Annotated in this window: 25 protein-coding genes; 11 read left to right on the forward strand and 14 right to left on the reverse strand. The window is 45.7% G+C overall.

Annotated features, from left to right (window positions below):
* Positions 1-42: 42 nt before the first annotated feature.
* From EJ063_RS05320 to EJ063_RS05345, 6 genes are read right to left on the reverse strand one after another with little or no spacing between them, the layout of a single operon-like run.
* Complete coding sequence (locus EJ063_RS05320; RefSeq protein WP_126572953.1) at positions 43-825, reverse strand: heme ABC transporter ATP-binding protein; 783 nt, start codon at positions 823-825, stop codon at positions 43-45.
* Positions 825-1,862, reverse strand: a complete 1,038-nt coding sequence (locus EJ063_RS05325) for a FecCD family ABC transporter permease (protein WP_126572954.1) — start codon at positions 1,860-1,862, stop codon at positions 825-827. Before EJ063_RS05325 ends, EJ063_RS05320 begins: the two co-directional genes overlap by 1 nt.
* 12 nt (positions 1,863-1,874) lie before the next feature.
* The gene (locus tag EJ063_RS05330) at positions 1,875-2,720 is read right to left on the reverse strand and encodes a heme/hemin ABC transporter substrate-binding protein (protein WP_126572955.1); all 846 of its coding nucleotides are present in this window, start codon (positions 2,718-2,720) and stop codon (positions 1,875-1,877) included.
* 12 nt (positions 2,721-2,732) lie between these two features.
* Positions 2,733-3,146, reverse strand: a complete 414-nt coding sequence (locus EJ063_RS05335; RefSeq protein WP_126572956.1) for an ExbD/TolR family protein — start codon at positions 3,144-3,146, stop codon at positions 2,733-2,735.
* Positions 3,143-3,829, reverse strand: a complete 687-nt coding sequence (locus EJ063_RS05340; protein ID WP_126572957.1) for a MotA/TolQ/ExbB proton channel family protein — start codon at positions 3,827-3,829, stop codon at positions 3,143-3,145. The genes EJ063_RS05335 and EJ063_RS05340 overlap by 4 nt, the downstream gene beginning before the upstream one ends.
* Positions 3,829-4,587 (reverse strand): energy transducer TonB, encoded by a 759-nt coding sequence (locus EJ063_RS05345; protein ID WP_126572958.1) that lies wholly within the window; start codon positions 4,585-4,587, stop codon positions 3,829-3,831. The genes EJ063_RS05340 and EJ063_RS05345 overlap by 1 nt, the downstream gene beginning before the upstream one ends.
* Before the next feature lie 228 nt (positions 4,588-4,815).
* Between EJ063_RS05345 and hutX the strand changes: the two genes are divergently transcribed.
* The 3 genes from hutX to EJ063_RS05360 all read left to right on the forward strand — a co-directional run bounded on the left by hutX (position 4,816) and on the right by EJ063_RS05360 (position 6,515).
* Entirely contained in the window at positions 4,816-5,319 is a 504-nt protein-coding gene (gene hutX / locus EJ063_RS05350) for a heme utilization cystosolic carrier protein HutX (RefSeq protein ID WP_167469872.1), read from the forward strand.
* A gap of 37 nt (positions 5,320-5,356) precedes the next feature.
* Complete coding sequence (gene hutZ / locus EJ063_RS05355; RefSeq protein ID WP_126572960.1) at positions 5,357-5,887, forward strand: heme utilization protein HutZ; 531 nt, start codon at positions 5,357-5,359, stop codon at positions 5,885-5,887.
* A gap of 106 nt (positions 5,888-5,993) precedes the next feature.
* Positions 5,994-6,515: an ATP:cob(I)alamin adenosyltransferase gene (locus EJ063_RS05360; RefSeq protein ID WP_126572961.1), complete on the forward strand. Its 522-nt coding sequence runs from the start codon at positions 5,994-5,996 to the stop codon at positions 6,513-6,515.
* Positions 6,516-6,553: 38 nt separating this feature from the next.
* On the opposite strand, the gene EJ063_RS05365 is transcribed toward EJ063_RS05360, so the two are convergent.
* Both EJ063_RS05365 and EJ063_RS05370 read right to left on the reverse strand, forming a co-directional pair.
* Positions 6,554-7,099: a DUF924 family protein gene (locus EJ063_RS05365; protein ID WP_126572962.1), complete on the reverse strand. Its 546-nt coding sequence runs from the start codon at positions 7,097-7,099 to the stop codon at positions 6,554-6,556.
* An 11-nt stretch (positions 7,100-7,110) separates the two neighbouring features.
* Complete coding sequence (locus EJ063_RS05370; RefSeq protein ID WP_126572963.1) at positions 7,111-8,532, reverse strand: aminotransferase-like domain-containing protein; 1,422 nt, start codon at positions 8,530-8,532, stop codon at positions 7,111-7,113.
* A gap of 98 nt (positions 8,533-8,630) precedes the next feature.
* Between EJ063_RS05370 and EJ063_RS05375 the strand changes: the two genes are divergently transcribed.
* The 3 genes from EJ063_RS05375 to EJ063_RS05385 all read left to right on the forward strand — a co-directional run bounded on the left by EJ063_RS05375 (position 8,631) and on the right by EJ063_RS05385 (position 10,746).
* The gene (locus tag EJ063_RS05375) at positions 8,631-9,521 is read left to right on the forward strand and encodes a DMT family transporter (protein WP_126572964.1); all 891 of its coding nucleotides are present in this window, start codon (positions 8,631-8,633) and stop codon (positions 9,519-9,521) included.
* Positions 9,522-9,641: 120 nt separating this feature from the next.
* Positions 9,642-9,887, forward strand: a complete 246-nt coding sequence (locus EJ063_RS21240) for a hypothetical protein (RefSeq protein ID WP_126572965.1) — start codon at positions 9,642-9,644, stop codon at positions 9,885-9,887.
* A gap of 88 nt (positions 9,888-9,975) precedes the next feature.
* The gene (locus tag EJ063_RS05385) at positions 9,976-10,746 is read left to right on the forward strand and encodes a substrate-binding periplasmic protein (protein ID WP_126572966.1); all 771 of its coding nucleotides are present in this window, start codon (positions 9,976-9,978) and stop codon (positions 10,744-10,746) included.
* A 67-nt stretch (positions 10,747-10,813) separates the two neighbouring features.
* Here EJ063_RS05385 and EJ063_RS05390 read toward each other — a convergent pair whose 3' ends face one another.
* Complete coding sequence (locus EJ063_RS05390; protein WP_126572967.1) at positions 10,814-11,362, reverse strand: MSHA operon transcriptional regulator; 549 nt, start codon at positions 11,360-11,362, stop codon at positions 10,814-10,816.
* A gap of 250 nt (positions 11,363-11,612) precedes the next feature.
* A complete protein-coding gene (gene nadE, locus EJ063_RS05395; protein ID WP_126572968.1) occupies positions 11,613-12,440 on the reverse strand; it encodes an NAD(+) synthase in 828 nt (275 codons plus the stop codon).
* A gap of 187 nt (positions 12,441-12,627) precedes the next feature.
* Here nadE and EJ063_RS05400 point away from each other — a divergent pair, with 187 nt between their 5' ends.
* Both EJ063_RS05400 and EJ063_RS05405 read left to right on the forward strand, forming a co-directional pair.
* Complete coding sequence (locus tag EJ063_RS05400) at positions 12,628-13,140, forward strand: nicotinate-nicotinamide nucleotide adenylyltransferase (protein ID WP_126572969.1); 513 nt, start codon at positions 12,628-12,630, stop codon at positions 13,138-13,140.
* Positions 13,141-13,172: 32 nt separating this feature from the next.
* On the forward strand, positions 13,173-13,652 hold the full coding sequence (locus EJ063_RS05405; RefSeq protein ID WP_126572970.1) for a hypothetical protein: 480 nt from the start codon (positions 13,173-13,175) through the stop codon (positions 13,650-13,652).
* Positions 13,653-13,664: 12 nt separating this feature from the next.
* On the opposite strand, the gene EJ063_RS05410 is transcribed toward EJ063_RS05405, so the two are convergent.
* Together EJ063_RS05410 and EJ063_RS05415 are read right to left on the reverse strand one after the other, a co-directional pair.
* Positions 13,665-15,515, reverse strand: a complete 1,851-nt coding sequence (locus EJ063_RS05410; RefSeq protein ID WP_244225140.1) for a putative bifunctional diguanylate cyclase/phosphodiesterase — start codon at positions 15,513-15,515, stop codon at positions 13,665-13,667.
* A gap of 135 nt (positions 15,516-15,650) precedes the next feature.
* Positions 15,651-16,532 (reverse strand): LysR family transcriptional regulator, encoded by an 882-nt coding sequence (locus EJ063_RS05415; protein ID WP_126572971.1) that lies wholly within the window; start codon positions 16,530-16,532, stop codon positions 15,651-15,653.
* Between the two features lie 113 nt (positions 16,533-16,645).
* Here EJ063_RS05415 and EJ063_RS05420 point away from each other — a divergent pair, with 113 nt between their 5' ends.
* The 3 genes from EJ063_RS05420 to EJ063_RS21315 all read left to right on the forward strand — a co-directional run bounded on the left by EJ063_RS05420 (position 16,646) and on the right by EJ063_RS21315 (position 18,428).
* The gene (locus EJ063_RS05420) at positions 16,646-17,824 is read left to right on the forward strand and encodes a multidrug effflux MFS transporter (protein WP_126572972.1); all 1,179 of its coding nucleotides are present in this window, start codon (positions 16,646-16,648) and stop codon (positions 17,822-17,824) included.
* Positions 17,825-17,874: 50 nt separating this feature from the next.
* A complete protein-coding gene (locus EJ063_RS05425; protein ID WP_126572973.1) occupies positions 17,875-18,225 on the forward strand; it encodes a hypothetical protein in 351 nt (116 codons plus the stop codon).
* A 68-nt stretch (positions 18,226-18,293) separates the two neighbouring features.
* Positions 18,294-18,428 carry a hypothetical protein gene (locus EJ063_RS21315; RefSeq protein WP_279630370.1) on the forward strand — a complete coding sequence of 45 codons (135 nt, stop codon included), beginning with the start codon at positions 18,294-18,296 and terminating at the stop codon, positions 18,426-18,428.
* 127 nt (positions 18,429-18,555) lie between these two features.
* Here EJ063_RS21315 and EJ063_RS05430 read toward each other — a convergent pair whose 3' ends face one another.
* Positions 18,556-19,155 (reverse strand): glutaredoxin domain-containing protein, encoded by a 600-nt coding sequence (locus EJ063_RS05430; RefSeq protein ID WP_126572974.1) that lies wholly within the window; start codon positions 19,153-19,155, stop codon positions 18,556-18,558.
* Positions 19,156-19,217: 62 nt separating this feature from the next.
* On the reverse strand, positions 19,218-20,099 hold the full coding sequence (locus EJ063_RS05435; protein ID WP_126572975.1) for a DMT family transporter: 882 nt from the start codon (positions 20,097-20,099) through the stop codon (positions 19,218-19,220).

Raw genomic sequence — 20,099 nt, forward strand, 5'->3', positions numbered from 1 at the left:
CGGATTTTACAGTATCTCGTTCAGAATGTCAGCAGTTAATCTTTACACTGCAGGATAGACAACAGGGAAGCCTAAAGAGGGATGCTCGCCAATCGTTGAAGCATAGCCATAGACGTGTTCAATCATTTCTGATGTGAGCGCTTGATAGGGCGAAGCATCACACACCAGTTTGCCGTTATGAAGAACGATCAAACGATCGGAATATTGCGCAGCGAGGTTTAGATCGTGCAGAACGACAACCACGGCGGTATTCTTCTCATCGGCCAGTTGACGGGCGATCTTCAAGGTATTGTGCTGATGAGCAAGATCGAGAGCCGAGGTGGGTTCATCAAGCATCAATATTCTTTTGTCACCTGAATGAGCAAGCTGAACAAGAACACGAGCTAAGTGAAGCCGCTGCTTTTCTCCACCGGAAAGAGATGGGTAAAGGCGATCGCTCAGATGCCTGACGTCCGTTAACCTCATACATTCTTCGGCCAGCGATTGGGTCTCTTTATTGGTGATATTGAGAGGAATCGCCCCAAGCTCAACCACCTCCTTCGCTAAAAAAGGAAAGCTCAACGTACTGTGCTGGGGCAACATGCCTAAGTGCTTAGCAAGCTCAGTGGCTTGCCAATCTTGGCGAGCTCGATCGAAATAGCGAATGTCGCATTTGGACGGAATTTCACCGCACAACAGTTTTAGTAGGGTGCTTTTACCTGCTCCATTTGGACCAAGTAGAGTCGTTACTTCGCCAGCACGAATATCAACATTGACATCATCAAGCACACAACGCTTGCCAAAATACATCGACACATTTTTGGCAGATAGAACCACATTACTCATCAGAGAATCTTGCCTTTTTGCTTGAACAGTAAATAGATAAAGAAAGGTGCACCAATCAGCGCTGTTACGATACCAACCGGCAATTCTGCGGGCGCAACAGCAACACGAGAGAACATATCTGCGAAGGTGAGCAGTAGTGCGCCCATCAAGGCGGAAATGGGCAGCAAAGTACGGTGATCCGGGCCTGATAGCATTCGCCCTAAATGAGGAATCACTAAGCCAATAAATCCAATCATGCCTGAGACACTGACGGTGACACCGACGCCCACTGCGGTGAGCAAGATCAATTGACGTTTTAAGCGCTGGACCGGGATCCCGAGATGATTGGCTTCGGCTTCACCCAACAGTAAGGCATTCAGAGACATCGCCTTACGCATAAAGATCGCTAACAGAAGAACTAGAGTGATGGCACACAGTAGAATGCTGGTCCAGTTTGCACCGGCAAGCGAACCCATTGACCAAAGAGAAAGATCTCGTAGCATTTGATCATCGGCCAAAAAATTCATAAAGCCGATGCCTGCACCAGAAAGCGCGCTAATTGCCACACCTGCTAATAGCATGATGGTAACAGACGTCCCGATTTTGCTCGTGCCGAGTTTATACACCAAAATAGTGGTCAGTGCTCCGCCAAGAAAAGCAAAAACAGGCACTGCCGCAAAGTTCATAAATTCAGGATACTGAGTGCTGATCTCAGCGAACAAAACAATGGCGAGGGCTGCACCTAATGACGCCCCCGCTGAGACACCAATAATGCCTGGCTCAGCAAGCGGGTTACGGAATAACCCCTGCATGACCGTACCGCAAATCGCCAGAATAGCCCCAACCAGCATACACAATATCGTTCTTGGGAAGCGTATTTCATGAATGACGAGATTGATGTGTGGTGCCAATTGGTCTGAGCGCAGAATTAGGCTTTGAATACTTTGCCAAAATCCAATATCCATTGGACCAACCGTCACAGAGCTAAGGGTTGTGACGAGTAAAGCGCAGCCAAAACCGGTCATGATGACCGGCAAAGAGACTCGACGTAAAAGCATGTTCGGCACTCGTTACTTTAATAGTTCGCTTAGGCGTTCAGCTTCAGACAAGCTTTTTAGACCTAATCCACCCACAAGGGCATGACCGTTAACTTGAATGAACTGTTTGTTTTGACCTGCCGGCGTTGCGGCTAGCAGTGGAAGCTGTTTTAAAATTTCGTCGGCACCGCCAAGTTTGTCGTAACTGCGACCGCTGACTAAGATCACGTCTGGCTGCATTTCAACGATCGCTTCGTTGGAAAGTGGCTTGTATGAAGTGAGTTGAGAGGCGGCAGGGTTTACGCCTCCGGCAAGTTCAATGATCGCATTGGGTGTTGTGTCTGCACCGGCAACATTCGCTGGGCGTCCTTCATGGATCAACAAGAACAGCACTTTCTTCGCTCCATTCTGCTCGGTTTTATTTTTTTCTAGTTGGGCAATTTGCGCTGAGACAGTCTGCTTTAGAATCGCAGCTTGTTCCTGAGAACCCGTCAGTTCAGCGATCTCATCGATACGTTCTAACAGGCCTTCAGGGGTAGATTTCGTGTTGACGATTTCCACATCGACACCCGCAGAGCGCAGTTGATCAAGTGTGGTTTGTGGTCCCATTTCATCAGAACCAATCAGGGTATCCGCCCCTAATGCCAATAAGCCTTCTGCTGATAGTCTGCGGTGGTAGCCAACTTTCGGTAAAGCGTTATCAGAGGGCAGTTCACTGGTGACATCGACCGCGACGAGCTTGTCTTGTTGATCGAGTGCCACGATAAGTTCCGTCACAGCGCTGCCCGCGCTAATGATGCGCTCGCTAGCAAAAGCACTTGCAGCACAGAGTGAAAGAGAGATGGCGGTAAAAGTCTTGAGCAAAGTTTTGTTATTCATAGGTAACTCTAATTATTTTGATTCTTCCGTGAGAAGCTGTGTGGCTTGAATACCGTTTTCTTGGAGAAAAGCGAGCAGTTTCACTAGGTGCTGAACGTCAGCGGTTTTGTCTGCGCCAATGACGATAGGGCGCTCTTTGGTGCGGTGTTCTTCTAATAACGCTAAGGTGAAGTTTTCCCAGTCGATGTATTCCTGACCGTCAATGGCCCAATGCGGGGACGATTCGAGAATATTAACCGTAAGTGATTGTGTATCGACTTCAGAGACGGCACTTGAATCCGCTGCGGGTAAGTCGACTTCCAGTGAGTCTAGTTTTACTGCCGCGGTTAACATTAGGAAGACCATCACAATGAAGATAATATCGAGCAGCGGCGTCAGATCGGGAGTCAAACCAAAGCGGTTTTCCTCTTGTTTCACCTTGATCATGATGTCGCCTCAATTGTCTGCTTTGGGTGAACTGCTGAGTCAGGTGACACATGCTGAAGGCTGATTCCTTCGAGCCATAAATTCACATAATTCAAGGTATGCTCTAGCTTGGCCATCACCTTATCGGCCCACAAGCCAAGGAGCTGCGCACCGGCAATGGCAGGGAGAGCAATCAACAGGCCCGCAGCGGTGGTGCGCATGGCGATACCAAGGCCATCAGCAAGATCATTAGGCGTGATATTACCTGTTGAGGCTGCCACACCTTTAAACATTTCAATTAGGCCCAGTACGGTACCCAAAAGGCCGATGAGTGGGCTGATCACGCCAATCAGAGTTAAGAGTCTTAATCCGGAATTAAGCTGGTGGCGTTTTTCTTGTAGCCACATGCCTGCCGCATCTTCACGTAAAACCTTTGGAAAAGAGTGATGGGCCAAAACCATAGCGACGCCTTTATATAAGAGTGGTCGGCGAGGAGAGAGCTGCTCAGCCAACTGCTCAATTTCTTGGCTATTTGTCGGACTGATTGTTTTAAGTTCTGCACGTATGGCTTTTTTCCCTACGCCAAGGCTAAGTAACACCTGAAACAGGCGTTCCGCGATGATCATCAAGGTGAGTGCAGAACAGATGATAAGAGGCCAAGCCATCAGGCCAAGTTGCTGCTGTATGTGGTGTAATTGTTCCATTATCGATCCAACTTAAAACGAACTGGGATTTGCACTCGGTGAGCCATTTTTTGCCCACCGACGGTATGAGGAGAAAACTTCCATTGCTTAATGGCATCAAGTGCCGATTTATCGAGCGCGGTAGCACCAGAGGATGTGATGAGCACTTGTTTTACCTGGTCACCCTCTTCATCGAGCCAAACTTCATATAACGCAACCCCTTCGACGCCACGTTTACGTGCCATACGAGGGTATTTAGGGGCGCTAGGGCGAGTTAAGAAAGACGGCCTTTTGACCATTACAGGTTGTGACGATGCGCCTTGATTAGCTGGCTGAAGTTGCGGTTCTTCTGCGACTGGCTCGGGTTCTTTCTTGACGACTTTCTCAACCGGTTTTTGAACAGGCTTTTCGGTCTTCTTAGGGTTAGCTTGCTGAACGGGCGGTTTTTTAGGTGGTGTCTTTACGATCTTTTTTTGTTCAACCGGCTTCTGTTTAACTGGGATTGATTTGTTAACTGGAGCCGGTTTTTTTGCGACCGACTTTTTGGGCTCTGGTGGCGTGATAGGTTTCGGTGGCTCTGGTGTTGGCTCTGCATGAGTCACATGCTCTTCGACTGCTGGTGGTTGTGGCGAAGTGGCAGCCTTAAAATTGATAGACACTGAGGTGGATTGAGCACCTGCAGGCATAGCGAAAGCTTTGGGTTCTTGCGCGACGAGCAGAAACGCTGCATGGACAGCCAAGGATATGCTACCCGCTATAGTGTATCGCTTAACGTTCACTAGGGCCTCTTTCTTGTGATTCTCAATTACGAAACGGAGTAGGATTATTGCTCACAATACAAATAAGATCAATTATCAATTGCATTATCATTATCGTCAATTTATGATCCTTTCCAGTTTTTGAGATTTTAGTGTGAAGCCAGAATGGGCGAGCGCTGAACGATTGATTAAGTTATTTGAATTTATAAATTAGACTTTGAAAAGACAGCCGGTAAATTGGAAAACAACATGGAAGCACTACAACAACAAGTTGCTCTGATTCTTGAGCAAGAACCCAAACTCCTTCCCGCTGCTATTGCAGACAAGCTGAATGTTTCTGAATTTGATGTGGTCGCTGCGCTGCCAGAACAGATGGTTGCGTTGGTTGATGGCGAGCAGGCGCAGGCAATCTTAGAGAGCTTGGTGGGCTTTGGCCCTGTCACGACCATCGTTCATTCCTTTGGCTCAATCTTTGAGGTGAAAGCGCCTTTTCCTAAGGGCAAAGAAGCTCGCGGTTACTACAACTTAATGGGCCGAGAGGGCGAGATGCATGGCCACCTGAAGTTAGACAATGTGAAGAACATTGCTTTAGTCAGTAAGCCATTTATGGGCCGAGAAAGTCATTACTTTGGTTTCTTCTGCGAAGCAGGCAACAACATCTTTAAAGTGTACCTTGGCCGCAACGAAAAACGTGAACTGATTGAATCGCAAGTGACGACATTCAAGCAGTGGCAACAAGAATTTAAGAAATAATCGATACAAGATTGATAAGAGAATTAGGAGAATCATCATGGATCAACAAGTCAAGCAAGAGCGTCTTCAAGGTCGATTAGGGCCTGAAATAAAAGAGTTTCGTCAGGAGCGCCGCACGCTACAGCTTGCGACGGTTGATGAAAACGGTCGCCCAAATGTTAGCTACGCGCCGTACGTACAAAATCAAGATGGCTATTTCGTATTGATCTCTGAAATTGCCCGCCACGCTCGCAATTTACAAGTGAACCCCAACGTCTCGATCATGATGATTGAAGATGAAGAAAGCTCAAAACAGCTTTTTGCTCGTAAGCGCCTAACCTTTGATGCGGTAGCAAACGTCGTTGAACGAGAGTCAGAGCAATGGCAACAAGTGGTTGGTCAAATGCAAGAACGCTTCGGTGAGATCATAGAAGGTCTTAGCCAGCTTCAAGATTTCGTTTTATTCAACCTAAAAGCAGAACAAGGCCTATTTGTAAAAGGTTTTGGTCAAGCTTATCAGGTGTCAGGGGATGATCTGGTTGATTTCGTTCACCTACAAGAAGGTCATAAGAAAGTCTCTAACGCGTAATGATTGATTTGCCGTTGGAATAGCAGATATTCTCTGTTTCGAGTAATGTTTAGAGGAGCCTATGTGCTCCTTTATTCCTATCTAGCGATTATTCCAAGGAACGACAATGCGACCAGTTAGTAAAGATCACGGTGAAATCTGTTACCCGTTTATCTACGAAGATAGCCCTGTGTGCGATTTTGAAATCGCCGCAGACGAATTGTGTAGTCGAATAGGGCTTGTGCTCACGATGGAGTTGGATGAGTTGTCGAAAGACATCTTAAGTCGTGTTCAACCGAACGTTTATCACTTAAACGGTTCAGTAAGAGGAAAGTTAGCTATTGATGAAGATCAGTTACAAGAACTTTATCAAGACTACAACGTGCTTCGTGAACGATTAGAAGGGGGATTTCGCGGCTTTGTTTTACCCGGTGGTCACCCTATTTCTGCAGAGTTGCATTTGTGTCGTACCCAAGCGAAGAAGATTGTTCGAGCGCTGGTTGCAGTAGAACACTCAGGCAAAAAGTCACCCGCCGATATTTTGTTCCGCTATTCCAATCTACTGGCAAATGTGATGTACGCCCTTGCGTCTTACACCAACAAGTTACATTACGTGAATGAAGTTGAGTTTGTAAGCCGCAGCTATTAAGTGCTTAATCCGTGCGCTGCGACTGTTTATCGGGTGGCTTAGAATCCCGAGCCAGGCTGAGTCAGAAATTCGGTTTCTTCTGCACTGCTTTCACGACCAAGAATCGCGTTACGGTGCGGGTAGCGGCCAAAACGGTCGATGATCACCTTATGTTTTAGTTCAAAGTCATAGTTGTTTTCTAAACCGGGTTGGTTGAACAACGTAACGGCTTGTTGATGAATCAAGGCCGATTCGCTGTGCATATAAGGCATATACAAAAAGGATCGTTCTTGCTTGCTCAATTCTTTGTCTGCACCTCTTGCGATGGCTTCTTGAGCCAGTGCTAATGCGAGAGGATCTTGAGCAAATGCTTGAGGAGTGTTGCGATAAACATTGCGAGAAAACTGGTCTAAAACGATGATTTCAGCTAAGCGTCCTTGTGCCGTTGAACGCCAAGCAAACAGCTCACTTTTGGCGGCGCTCTCTAGCAACGAACCAAACCTCTCTGAAATGGTCTTATCCACGTCTTGACTACTGACAAACCAATCTTTCGGTTCTAACTCGTTGAACCAAAAATCTAAAACATCCTGAATTGCTGCTGTCATAATGTGTCCTGTTATTGAGTGGTCAGTTGATGATGAATAATCGAAGCCAGTTTTTCAACTCCCGTTTTCCATTCTGAATTTGCTAGAAAGTTCGAACAGCTGAACCGAATACAATTCTTATACTGCCCTGACGTGCCAAAAAGGGTTCCGGGTAAGGTGCTGATTTGATGGTCTTTAAGTGCCTTATAGACCGCCCAGCTGTCTAACTTACTTGGTAGCATTAGCCACAAGAGAAATGATCCTTGAGGCATGACGGCATGATACTGGCCGACTAGCTCAGGATATTGGTTAAGTGACTGGGTAAGATGGTGGTGAAATAACTTCAAATTGGCTTGGTACAGTCGCTGCATTTTTTGTACGTGCGGTCTGTATTTACCGCTACCTAAAAATTCACCTACGGCCGATTGCATAAGGTTGAGGCTGCCCATGTTGTCACACAGGAGAAACTTCTCAACTTTTGCTTGATATTGGCCAGCACAAATCCAACCGATTCTAAGCCGAGAGTCGAGCATCTTAGAAAGGGAGTTCACGTAGATGACACGATTTTGCTTATCGAGTGACTTTAAGGGAGCAATGCCATCATCGAATGCCAAAGCGCCAAACACATCATCTTCAATAATGGGAATATTCTGGGTTACTTCTAACAGCTTTAACCTCTTGTGAAGTGGCATTCGCGCGCCTGTGGGGTTGGTGAAATTAGGGGTAACGAGTATCGCTTTGATGTCCCATGTCTCAAGGGCTTCTTTTAGAGCAATAGGCTCAATACCACTCTTCGGGCAGCTTTGGATTTCAACCACTTTTAAGCTCAGTGATTGCATTAACAATAGGTTGCCAAAATAGCAGGGAGACTCAACCGCGATAATGTCGCCAGGTTGGGTGATGGCCCTAAGTGCGAGGCTGATCGCTTGCTGAGCGCCGTGGGTGATCGCTATTTCATTCGTCGCGACATTGACCTCGAGGTCTTGACTAATTTTCCGCAGATGCTTGATTAATTGGTCGTTGCCAGGGGGAAGTTGATAATGACTAGGGAGATTTGCTTGTCGGCGACTGTGCCGACCAATTTCAGCGTACAGACTTTTAATGGCATTGGTGTCAATGAAAGGGTGAGCGGAGCCGGTCGCTAACCATTCTTTCTCTTGCGAATGTGTCAGTACTTCTTTGCAAACAGATAATAGATCGACACTGCTTGGCTCAAGCAACGGTTTTATTGTTTCATCATCAGAACGAACGCGATACCCCGACTTAGGAACAGAATAAACCACACCTTGCGCTTCAAGTTCTTGATAGGCGCGAATCACCGTATTTTTACTGACATTAAGTTGATGACTGAGCGACCGAATCGAAGGCAGTTTTTCCTCGACAACGAGTCGTCCTTCATCCAGTTGTTGCTTGATGAAATGTTCGGCCATCAGATATTTATTGTGTGAGTTCATATTCTGTACCCTAAAAATAACCCTTATCTGTGCCTTTTGAGTTTTTCTGTTCCTATTAAAGTAACGCTACTGAAAGGAAAAAAGCCAGAGGAAATTCTATGTTTGTTCGATGTGTCCCGTTTGTGTTCGTATTGCTTTGGGCATCTGGCTTTGTTGGGGCTCGATTTGGATTGCAATATGCTGAGCCCGCAACGCTGCTTAGCATCAGAATGATGGCGAATGTGTGCCTGTTTCTCGTATTAATCGCTTTATTCAGGCGACGTATCCCTCAAGGGCGGGCATTATTTCACAGTGCGGTGGTGGGAGTACTCATTCATGGCTTTTACCTTGGCGGAACATACCTCGCGATTGATTTGGGCATGCCTGCAGGCTTAACTTCACTCTTGGTCGGATTGCAGCCAATCTTAACCGCCTTACTATTAGTGTCATTTACTCAGCATGCCTTTAAGCCGTCGCAATGGATGGGTTTAGTCATCGGCTTTATCGGGATATCGTTGGTGTTGATGGGGAAGGTAGAGTGGCAGAATGATCAGCATCAGTGGGCGGCAGTCACCCTTTGTTTGATGTCACTAGTGGGGATTACGCTTGGCACGCTCTATCAGAAAAAGTATTGCCAAGGTGTTGATATGGTGGGTAGCGCTGCGGTTCAGTACTTTGCCGCTGCTGGGCTATTTCTTCCTTACGCATTGACGTTCGAGACCATGCAGGTGACATGGAATCTACCGTTTACCCTGACGCTAATTTGGCTGGTTGTTGTTCTTTCATGCGTGGCGGTATTACTGTTACTTTTCATGGTTGAGAAGGGGGCATCTGCTCAAGTGGCGTCGGTGTTTTACTTGGTTCCTCCTGTTACCGCGATTCAAGCCTGGCTAATGTTCGATGAGTCATTTGATATGCTAGGCATTGGTGGATTTCTGCTGGCGGCCTTGGCGGTTTATCTGGTAGCGAAAGCACCGAGTTGGCCAGTGTATCGCAGGGTAAAAGTATAAAATTAAACCGCTTACTCTTTATGGGTATTGGCAAGTTAGGTTGACGATCTATAATCACGCCCCCTAACCGAGTGAGCAACAACATTGGAAACACTAAGAAAGCCAGATAGAGCAACGGCAATGCGCGATATTATCGAACAAGTGAAAAGCACACTGCCTCTTTATGAATCGGACACGTTTGTCTGTGGTGCGAAAGGAAGCTGTGTTGGGTGCCCCAAAAAATTGTTGGAAATGGTTGATTCTGAGCTCATGTATTGGGAGTCCGCCTTAGACAGAGGTGTTATGCCGCAGTTTGATGAAATTCGACGGTTTGGAAAGATGTGTACCAGCGTAAAAAGAGGCCTAAGTCGAAACGGGCTAATATAATTTTACGTTTCTCCCTTTAGAACTTAGCCAGTGTGAACTAACTTTAATAGTAGGTTGCGACTAAGGGGAGAGTATTGTGAATCGGTGTATGTCTTTACGCATTGTATTTGTAATGTTGGTTGGGTTGACCTTCTGTTTGAGCGCGTTTGCTCACTCTTCGAATAACGATTTACGAGAGATATCGTTTTATACAGAAAGTTACCCGCCCGCGAATTTCCTCCAAGACAACAAAATCACGGGGTATGCGGTTGACATACTCATGGAGGCGAGCGCGCTGGTTGGAGAGCCAGTGACAATTTCTCAAGTGACCTTACAGCCATGGGCACGGTCCTATCGAACGGTGTTGACTCACAAAAACTCCATCCTATTTTCAACCACGCGTTCAAGCCATAGAGAAGAGCTATTTGATTGGGTCGGACCGATTGCTGACATCAAGGTGGTGGTTCTGGCACGCAAAGACTCTCAAATAAAAATCAATCATCCGCTTGATATGGCCAACTATAAAATTGGTGTGATAAGAGATGACATCGGTGAGCAAAGCTTGTTGTCATTGGGTGTCCCGCGTGATTCGATGCAAGAAGCCTCTTATGTCACCATTCTTGCAGAGCAATTGATGAAAAAACGAATTGATCTATTGGTTTACTCTGAACGTGCGGCCTATTGGTGGTCGCGACAGGCGGGAGTCGACCCAACCCTGTTTGAGCCTGTTTATACGATTCAAGAGGGAAATGTGTATTTTGCTGTTAATCGAGAGACCGATAAAGCGGTGGTTGAAAAGCTGCAAAAAGGTTTGGAGTTGTTAAAACAAGAAGATGAATCGGGAAACAGCCGCTATAAAGAGCTGTTAAGCCGTTACTAGTATTTGCAAAAATGAAAAGGGGCCTTTCAAGCCCCTTTTTAATGCGCGTGAATCTGGTGGTTAGACCTTAAACTTGTGCCTTTTTGACAAAATAAGGGTTGTCGAATTTCTTAGGGCTACCGATCTCAGAAACAACCAACTTATTCCATAGTTGGACGTCAAACTCACCTTTTGGAATCGAAGGGTAGAGCGTTTCAACCTCTTCCATTGCAAAACGAATGAACTGTTTCTTTTTGATTTGGTTATATTTTTTTGCTACACGATTGTGCTTAGAAATCCACTCAAGTTTAAACGCTAGAATGGCTGGTTCAGCTTGCTCTAAAGGTAAGCGCGATAAGTAAATACGCTTGTAAGACACCTTGCGATCAAGCATGGTGCGCATCGCTGTTTGAATGTATTTTCCGTGATGAGTGATAGAAATGTCATTCTTATCGAACAGTTGAACACTCCAACCAGAAGGAAAGAAATTGGGTTGACGATATTGCTTATTTCTCACATCGATTGCTTGGTGCATCACTAGATCAGAAGTGCCATTAAAGCTCTGTTGCCACTTTCCAATTCTGATCTGTACGGCCGTAGGTAATCGATAAATATTCGTAAATTTATCTTGTTCCATATCTTAATACACTAGTTCATGTCGAAATATAAAATGCGAAGAAGGAAATAGGCGCTAAGCGTTGCCTATATGAAAAGATCGAGAACTTAAGGCTACAGTTTAGTGAAAAATAGCGAGAGTAGCTAGGAAATGCTGACCTTTTGAGCGGATTTTTGCAGCTTAGGGGCGCGTTAGTGTCAGGCTTAAGTGAAAAATTTAAAGGGGCGGGGAGAGTAAGAGGCTCTACGTGACCATAGAGCCTCTGAGAGACTTAATCGTAGATTGTCGGAATCGGTTGACGTTTATGCTGGGTCACTTTGTAGATATGAACTAAGCGATCGGCGACATCTTGTGAAACCGGTTTACCTTCTAGAAAGTCATCGATTTGCTCATACGTCAGGTTAAGCGCATCTTCATCGGCTTTTTGAGGATCCAACTCTTCTAGATCCGCTGTTGGCACTTTTTTCACTAACTGTTCAGGTGCACCTAGAGTTGCAGCCAGTTCGCGTACTTGGCGTTTGCTCAGACCAAAAAGAGGTGCAAGGTCACACGCACCGTCGCCAAATTTGGTGTAGAAGCCTGTGATGTTTTCTGCTGAATGGTCGGTACCAATCACCAAGCCACCGACATAACCGGCGATTTCATATTGTGCGACCATACGAGCGCGAGCTTTTACGTTGCCTTTAACAAAGTCTACTTTTGCTTTGTCAGTGGGCAGAAGATGGGTGCCTTCTAAAGCAATGTGGCTTGCCGCGTGTAGTCCATCAACGCCTGCTTGGATGTTCACTGATACAGAGTGAGAAGGCTGAATGAATTGCAGTGCTAGCTGAGCTTCATCTTCATCTTTTTGCTCACCGTAAGGGAGGCGAACGGCGATAAATTGGTAGCTTCCGTTGCTTTGTTCATTGAGTTGGTTGACGGCCAGTTGCGCTAATCGTCCACACGTTGTGGAGTCAACACCACCGCTGATCCCAAGTACCAATGATTTACATCCTGATTCTTGAAGCTTACGCTTAATAAAGTCTACGCGACGAGTAATTTCGAAATGCGGGTCAATCGATGGCAGTACGCGCATCTCATCGCGAATCAACTGTTCCATTATGTTTCCTTCCTGCAAGCAATTTAGTTGAAAATGAAAGTTCTAAATTGGTAACTTTAGCGGGGCTACCTCAACCGAGTTTTATTACGCTGAAGTAAACGTGATAAAGTCACCTTTGCTATATCATACCTCAATCAACAAATTAGAAAACTGCGATCGCGGTTTTCCCTAACAGTGAAGAGCAACAATGAACAAAATCGCCATCTTTGGAAGCGCATTTAACCCACCAAGTTTAGGCCACAAAAGTGTTATCGAGTCACTCAGCCATTTCGATACGGTGCTTTTGTTGCCAAGTATTGCTCACGCTTGGGGCAAAAATATGCTGGATTACGCGATCCGTTGCGAATTGGTAGACCTGTTTATCGACGATTTGGACGTGAGCAATGTTGAACGTTGCCAAATTGAAGAACAATTGCATCAACCGGGTGAAAGTGTCACGACGTTTGCGGTTTTGGAGGCGTTAGAGCAGTTTTACCCGGACTCAGAACTGACATTTGTAATGGGGCCAGATAATTTGTTCAGCTTTTCAAAGTTTTACAAGGCTGAAGAAATCTTGAGCCGTTGGTCGGTGCTTAGCTGCCCAGAAAAGGTTCAAGTGAGAAGTACTGATATCCGCAATGCCCTTATTGATAAAAAACCAATTTTTGAACTAACAACACCTAAAGTATCTCGCAAACTTGCCGAAAAAGAGTATTATTAAACAGTTAAGCGTGCGATATATAAGAGGTGTGAATGTCAAAATACGGATTGATATGGGGGACTTTGTTGATGTCTTCCTTTTCTAATGCGTGTGAGATGTATGGCAAGGAATCCGCTTCTCAATCAGTTGTTGTTGATCAAGGCGTCTGTTTTTCGTTTATGGACAGCATCGGCTATACCGCTAAGTCGATTGATACGATTAGCCACTATGTACTCGAAGAGTCGACCGATTACGCTTCGTACTGGTCAGACTGGCTACTCGACAATGAGGCTAGCCCTATTTTAAGCAAAAGCTTAGCCTCTAATTATATTGGGCTTGGTGTTTGGGTTCCGAGTGAACTGGAAGACGAGCTAGCTTCGATGGACACAGAAGAGTGGATCCGTAGTCACGGTTTACAGCTAAGTTTAGGGTTCGGTGATATGAACACTGGCCAGCCAAGGATGCGTGTAGACTATCGTTGGCATGACCAGCGTGAAGGGGATGTCATGATGCAGGTCGAAGTGCCATTTTAAACCTGCAAGTCTCTACCCATTAGAGACTTGCAGTTGTTCCAATCGTGTAAAGTTTTGCTGTATTAACCTTTCTGGGGTTTCTGGCCTAGAGAAGTAGTACCCTTGGATCATGTTGCACCCCATCGAGTAGAGCTTCTCTAGCGCTTCTTGTGTTTCTACGCCTTCGGCAATCAGCTTCAGGTCTAACTGTTTCGCCAATTGAATAATCAACCAGACCACCCGCTCTGAGGTGGTGTTGTTAACCATGTTTTGAACGAAGGTCGCATCGATTTTTATACAGTCGATAGGGTAACTATGAATATAGTTAAGACTCGAGTAACCAGTACCAAAGTCATCCAACGCGACCGTAAATCCTAACTGACGCAGTTTAGTCAGTAATTGTTTAACCTCATCCGTTTGCGAAAGAAGCACGGTTTCGGTGAGCTCAATGGTGAACTCTTTTGGTGAGAAATTATAACGTTCAATGGAAGAGATGAGGTGTTCCAAATAGCGTTCAGAGTTATTGATCTCATGCGCTGAACAGTTCAACCCCAATTTTACTTTGTGTCCTAATCCTTGTTCTAACGTCACTTTCGCTTTGCAGGCAAGTTCGACAATACGCTCACCCAGTTCGACGATCAGCCCTGATTGCTCCGCGGCTTCGATAAATTCGAATGGCGTGACGGTACCGAGTGCAGAACTTTGCCAACGCGCAAGCACTTCATAATAGAGCCATTGGTTGTTGTTCTTCTCAACAATGGGTTGAGCAACCACAAAGATCTCACCATCGGAAATGCTTTCTCTCGACAATTCATTGCGCAGTGCGTCAATGATCAGGGTGCGGCGGTAGTATTGCGCACTCAGATGTGTGTCATAGCTTTGGACATTAATATGCTGTGAATGTTTACATTCTTTTAAGGCAAGGCTTGCGTTGAGTATGACTTGATCGGTTGACGCATTCGAGCCTGTACTTTTTGCCAATCCAATACTGACGCTAAACTTAATGTTGTGCGCTGGATCTTGGTACCCCTGTTCTAGCTTACTAATGATGCTGTGACAAACCTCAAATGGGTCACCTGATATCGTAATGAAAGCGAACTCGTCTCCGGCGATTCGAAAAGCGAGTTGCTTATCTTTGACTGTTTCTTTGATGATGTTAGCGACAAACTTGATGAGTTGGTCACCGATGTAATTACCATAAAGGTCATTGATGGATTTAAAGTTATCGATGTCTACGTAAGCCAGCGTAAACTCTTCGGTGTTGAGTTCGTTAAGTCGTTCAATTTTGTCCGACAAAGAGCTGCGATTAAAAAGCCCGGTTAAATTATCATGAGAAACTTCATAGCTTAATTGATCGACTAAGGTTTCCGACCGAGATGAAAGCCATTTCGAGCGTAGGCTGTGTGTGACAATATTGGCAAACACAACATGGTAGTCAACCAGCTGTTTTTCCAATTTGGGGCCAATGACATAGTTAAAGGTAGAGAGTAAGACGCCTAAGGTTTCTCCATGCTCTGTTTTTAAGTGAATGGCAATGTAGGATTCAATGTCATTATCACGCAGGAAGTGTTCGTTCGGGTGCTTGTTAGACGCACTGTCGGGACAAATGGTATAGGTTTGGTTCGATTGAGTGATTAACGCCCATGTTGCACTGTTAATGGGAGACATCAGATGCTGACGGTTGAGGGTTTGTTCACTGGCAGAGGCGAGCAATACGGATCGAGGACTGAACTGATCCAACTCGATAATGCAGCTACAAAACGAATGCGTGAGCTGATGAAGTTCACACGTTGCGGTATTGAGTAGATCTTGCCCATTCATGCTCAATGTCTTACTTAGAACATCGATACTAAGATGTGGGAATGTTGTGATTACACTAGCCATACGAGTAACTCTTTATTATTGCGACTTATGTCACTTATCAATCATTGGTGTTACAAACTAAATATGGTAGGTGATGCATATTATTTCAAATTAAAATCCATTTTAATTCGTAGGTATGGCTTAGTAATAATCGTGTTACTGGGCTTGAGAGAGTCGCTGTTTTAAGTAGTCGAGAAACAGTTTGGTACGAGTGTGCTGATAATCCAGTTTAGGGTAGTAGGCATAAACAGTTGCTTCATCGGCAGTTATATCTGGTAAGACTCTTCTGAGCGCTCCATTCTTTAGTTCTTCTTTGATCATCACATCATTGGTGACAATGACTCCCATACCACTTTTGGCTGCGTAGAAAAGCGCCTCTGGGTTCGTGGTAGCAAAGTTTCCGTTCAGGTTGAGTTTTTCCCCATTCGTGAGTGTGATTTCACGCTGGGTTCTTTCTCCCCATACCAGCATGTTGTGTTGGGTTAGTTCTTTGGCATTAGTCGGTTCTCCGTGCTGAGCAATGTAGTCTGGAGAGGCATAAAATCCCGCTCGATGCTCAAACAGAGGTGTCGCTTTAAAGCTGAGTGAATTAAGTTGCTCGATTTCGCGGCTAATGAAGAGGTCTAAACTCAACTCGGGCAGTTGCCCATGATTTGTAGTGATGAGCTGAATACGAATGTCAGGGTACATTTTCAGGAAATCATTAAGGTATTGAACCAAAAACTTCGATCCTACAGCCAAAGTCGCACCAATTTTAAGTAGACCGACGGGGGTTTCAGAAACCGAGCGAGTTTCATCAACAATCGACTGCCAACCTTCAAGTTGTACTTTTGCCCGTTCGTAGAAGAGCGCACCCGCCTCAGTTTGGGTGACCGAACGAGTTGTGCGTTTAAGTAGCTGTGCTCCTATTCGCTCTTCAAGCCAGTGAATACGTTTGCTGATTGCTGAGCTGGTGGTATTGAGCTTACGAGCTGCGCCATTGAAGCTGCCTTCATCAACGACTCGAATGTAGCTCTGTACGCTTTGAATCCAATCCATAATACACCCTTATTGATTCCTGCTGAGACGTAATTCCTTTCCAATCTTTCATATTATCATTCATTAGTAAGCAATATACACTGATTGTCATGATTATTGAGTAAGGAGCTTTGATGAAAAAAACACCTATCTTATTGGCTATGATGATCATTGCGACCGGGCAGGTTGGGGTCAGTATTTATTTGCCTGCGTTACCGATGATCAGTGAAACTTTGCATGTGAGCCAAGCCGACATCCAACAGTTAGTGACTCTCTTTTTGGTTGGTTTTGGTGCGTCACAGCTATTTTATGGCCCTCTATCAGACGCCATTGGTCGTCGACCCGTGTTTATGCTTGGTCAAGGTATCTACCTTGTGGGGACCGTTATATGTGTCATCTATCCAGAAAGTTTAGCGACCTTAATGGCTGGGCGCTTACTACAAGGTATGGGAGCGGGTAGTGCGTCTGTGCTAGGGCGAAGTGTACTGCGTGACAGTTACGAAGGTCATCAGTTAACCAAAGCGCTCTCTTATATTTCCGTCACAGCTTCGATCATGCCGATTGTGGCACCGGTCATTGGTGGGTGGCTTGCTTTTTACCTTGGCTGGGAAGCGGTGTTTGTGTTTGTGCTGGCCTATTTGGTGGCTATCTTCGTGTTGGGTTATTGTGTTTTGCCCGAAACGATGAGCTACGGAAAATCCAAGTTTCAGGTCACGAAAGTCGTTAAAAACTATGGCCATTTGATAACCAACAAACAGGTTCTATCGAGTGCCAGTTATAACTGGGTCAGCTACTTGGCTAGCCTAGTGTCCCTTTCAGTGATGCCGTTTATTTTACAACATCAAATTGGCTTAACAGCGGCGGAATATGGCTCTGTGATGATCATTCCTTCCGCAGGGTTAATGATAGGAAGCCTCTTGCTGAATGTATTGAACCGATATCTCTCTACTCATCAGCTGATCGGTTTTGCCGTTGGGATTATGATGTTTGCTGGATTATGGTTGATTGTGATGCCGGTTTCTTTGTTCAACTTAGTGTGGGCGTTTACATGGCTGACCATTGCTCAAGGGATCTCTTTTCCACTCTCGATCAGCATGTTATTGGAGCCGCATAAGCGTCAGGCGGGCTCTGTGTCGGCACTTTCTGGCTCGATTCAAATGTGCCTAGCGGGTGTATTCGGTGGCTATTTGGTTGAGTATTGGATTGACAGTCAACTGGCGATGGGGGTGTTTTACCTGTTTGCAGCCGCAGCCATGGCAAGTGTGTTGATCTTGACTCGCATGAGCACTCAGGAAAAGCAAGAGTTTGCTTGAGAGTGCGTTGCAGGTACAATGCCCGCAATTGAAATGTCGAGATGAATACGATGGAACATAAAGAATTTGAAACGCTGGTAAAGTCACTTTGCGAGACGGAAAACCTACCGCAAGCACTTGAGCTACTAAAAGCATCACAAGAGAGTGACGTCGCTGAAGCTGCGCAATCACTAGCGGGTCAATTTGCATTGGCAGAAGTTGATGGCGCTAAACGAATCTACCATGTGACTACCCAAGAAAACGATCAAGGTGAAGAGCAAGAGTTTGTCGAGCATGTAATGGACGAAGGTGATGACGTGATTCGTTTTGTTGCTTGGTTCTTTGATGTGATGTTCGATGTGAAGCGCAAAGATACGTATCTACTTGCAGGTAAAACTTACACACAACCAAAACGCGCATAATGTGATCTAATTCTTGTTTTTGTCTCAAATGTGACTAAAATCACACTCCTGTTTTTGAGGAGACAATCATGAATCACGAATTAGGCAACGCGTACCTTGGTCAAATGATCGCAAAGCAAGCAATGCATGATGCATTGTATGGTAAGCCTAAAGCGAAGAAAGCATCTTTCATCAAACGCATGATGAAGAAGCTATCTAAATAATCGCTAAAGTGAAATGGAATTTTCGGTTTTCGCTGGGTAACTAACCCGAACAAGCGACACATAGCCAAGAAAAGCCCCGCTACTGAAGCGGGGCTTTTTTCGTCTTGAATAGTGTGAAGGGACTTTGCTAAAGAGAAACTACATTGTCAGGTACGGTATTCAGACCTTTCTCTTCCACCCAGGCACTCAAGTTGTCTGCGCCACCAATATAGTGACCATCCAACCAAATCTGAGGTACCGTCACCGGCGTTTTCTGGCCGATATGCGCTTTGACTTCAGGGATCATACGATACAGTGCGGCGCTGTCTTTAACGACATCATAATAGTCATACTCGATACCGGCCTCGTCCAAGATCTTTTTCGCTTTTACGCAGTAAGGGCAGGTCGCTTTGCCATAGACAATATTGCCTTTTAACGTGTCACGTTTTGTCCATTCTTGAATGATGGATTGCACCAATACACCACGGTTTAGTGCTTCACCTTGGCTGACAACCTTGCCTTCCACCAGCAGAATCGGTGCGTGCCAAGCACCAACTTTTAGCGGCTCCCACCAATGCGATAGCCAATCTTTGACTTCTAATTCAATCGGAATACCATCGAGTTCATTCTCGAAGGTATCTTTGAGAATATCTTTCGTCAAGGTACACTCTCCACAAGGAATGTTGACTTTGAATGGACCCCAACTTCCGCCCCAGCGGTACAACGTCAATTTGATTGGACTTGTCATAGATTACTCTCCCTTAACGACCTATGACTAATTAGAACGGCATAGGATGAATTATCTTTCAGCTATTTTGACTTTTTTGTTTCCCAACGAGTAATAAACGCTACAGAAGCAATAATGATGGCAGCGCCTAGCCATAAACGACCCGGTGGAACCCAGCTAAATACGAGCCAACCGGCCAAAACGTTCAGTGGCAGTTTGGCGTGATCGAAAGGTTGCACAAACGAAGCATCAGCCACGGCATAGGCTTTAACAATAGCCCACTGCGCCAAAGCTGTCATAGCACCTGCTGCGAGCAGGATGAGCCAAATAGTGCCACCTGTTGGCGTTTGCCAGTCTGGCAGAGCAAGCAAAATATTGAATGGGGTAATCAAGACCAACAGATAAACCACCATTGTCGACGGTGAGTCATCGGACGAGAGCTTTTTGACCATGAGTGAGTAACAGGCCCAGAAGAACGCTGCGCCTACCGGTAATAGCGTTGCCCAAGTGAAATCGTCAGACCAAGGCTCCAAAATGATCATCGCACCAACAAAGCCTGATAGGGTAGCGAACCAACGAGCTGGGCCCACTTTTTCTTTTAAAAACAAGCCAGAGCCAACAGTGGCGAAGAGAGGTGAGGTCATTAACAAAGCGATCCCTTGCCAAATCGGCACAGGATAAGCGAGCGCCCATAGCCACAGTTGAATCCCAATAACCGAGAGGAACACTCGAAAAACATGCATGCCCAAATGCTCAGTACGCAAGGATTGACGGATCCCTAGGGTTTTTAGGTACGGCAAGATAACAACCAAAGCAATGGCGTATTGAACTAAGGCGACAGTGGTCGATGAGAGACCAAATTTAATGCTGGCAATTTGCGCAAGGCTGTTAACGATCGCGAAAGCGAGGCCCGCTGTGAGCATCCAGCTTGCGCCTTGAATCGGGTGGTGAGTGCTGCTTGTCAT

This window comes from Vibrio aquaticus, assembly GCF_003970385.1.
In the GTDB taxonomy this organism is placed as follows: Bacteria; Pseudomonadota; Gammaproteobacteria; order Enterobacterales; family Vibrionaceae; genus Vibrio; species Vibrio aquaticus.

Bases quoted from the DNA above. Each gene is read 5' to 3' on its own strand.
- EJ063_RS05320 (WP_126572953.1), bottom strand. From the start codon at position 825: ATGAGTAATGTGGTTCTATCTGCCAAAAATGTGTCGATGTATTTTGGC.
- EJ063_RS05325 (WP_126572954.1), bottom strand. From the start codon at position 1,862: ATGCTTTTACGTCGAGTCTCTTTGCCGGTCATCATGACCGGTTTTGGC.
- EJ063_RS05330 (WP_126572955.1), bottom strand. From the start codon at position 2,720: ATGAATAACAAAACTTTGCTCAAGACTTTTACCGCCATCTCTCTTTCA.
- EJ063_RS05335 (WP_126572956.1), bottom strand. From the start codon at position 3,146: ATGATCAAGGTGAAACAAGAGGAAAACCGCTTTGGTTTGACTCCCGAT.
- EJ063_RS05340 (WP_126572957.1), bottom strand. From the start codon at position 3,829: ATGGAACAATTACACCACATACAGCAGCAACTTGGCCTGATGGCTTGG.
- hutX (WP_167469872.1), top strand. From the start codon at position 4,816: ATGGAAGCACTACAACAACAAGTTGCTCTGATTCTTGAGCAAGAACCC.
- hutZ (WP_126572960.1), top strand. From the start codon at position 5,357: ATGGATCAACAAGTCAAGCAAGAGCGTCTTCAAGGTCGATTAGGGCCT.
- EJ063_RS05360 (WP_126572961.1), top strand. From the start codon at position 5,994: ATGCGACCAGTTAGTAAAGATCACGGTGAAATCTGTTACCCGTTTATC.
- EJ063_RS05365 (WP_126572962.1), bottom strand. From the start codon at position 7,099: ATGACAGCAGCAATTCAGGATGTTTTAGATTTTTGGTTCAACGAGTTA.
- EJ063_RS05370 (WP_126572963.1), bottom strand. From the start codon at position 8,532: ATGAACTCACACAATAAATATCTGATGGCCGAACATTTCATCAAGCAA.
- EJ063_RS05375 (WP_126572964.1), top strand. From the start codon at position 8,631: ATGTTTGTTCGATGTGTCCCGTTTGTGTTCGTATTGCTTTGGGCATCT.
- EJ063_RS21240 (WP_126572965.1), top strand. From the start codon at position 9,642: ATGCGCGATATTATCGAACAAGTGAAAAGCACACTGCCTCTTTATGAA.
- EJ063_RS05385 (WP_126572966.1), top strand. From the start codon at position 9,976: ATGTCTTTACGCATTGTATTTGTAATGTTGGTTGGGTTGACCTTCTGT.
- EJ063_RS05390 (WP_126572967.1), bottom strand. From the start codon at position 11,362: ATGGAACAAGATAAATTTACGAATATTTATCGATTACCTACGGCCGTA.
- nadE (WP_126572968.1), bottom strand. From the start codon at position 12,440: ATGGAACAGTTGATTCGCGATGAGATGCGCGTACTGCCATCGATTGAC.
- EJ063_RS05400 (WP_126572969.1), top strand. From the start codon at position 12,628: ATGAACAAAATCGCCATCTTTGGAAGCGCATTTAACCCACCAAGTTTA.
- EJ063_RS05405 (WP_126572970.1), top strand. From the start codon at position 13,173: ATGTCAAAATACGGATTGATATGGGGGACTTTGTTGATGTCTTCCTTT.
- EJ063_RS05410 (WP_244225140.1), bottom strand. From the start codon at position 15,515: ATGGCTAGTGTAATCACAACATTCCCACATCTTAGTATCGATGTTCTA.
- EJ063_RS05415 (WP_126572971.1), bottom strand. From the start codon at position 16,532: ATGGATTGGATTCAAAGCGTACAGAGCTACATTCGAGTCGTTGATGAA.
- EJ063_RS05420 (WP_126572972.1), top strand. From the start codon at position 16,646: ATGAAAAAAACACCTATCTTATTGGCTATGATGATCATTGCGACCGGG.
- EJ063_RS05425 (WP_126572973.1), top strand. From the start codon at position 17,875: ATGGAACATAAAGAATTTGAAACGCTGGTAAAGTCACTTTGCGAGACG.
- EJ063_RS21315 (WP_279630370.1), top strand. From the start codon at position 18,294: ATGAATCACGAATTAGGCAACGCGTACCTTGGTCAAATGATCGCAAAG.
- EJ063_RS05430 (WP_126572974.1), bottom strand. From the start codon at position 19,155: ATGACAAGTCCAATCAAATTGACGTTGTACCGCTGGGGCGGAAGTTGG.
- EJ063_RS05435 (WP_126572975.1), bottom strand. From the start codon at position 20,099: ATGACAAGCAGCACTCACCACCCGATTCAAGGCGCAAGCTGGATGCTC.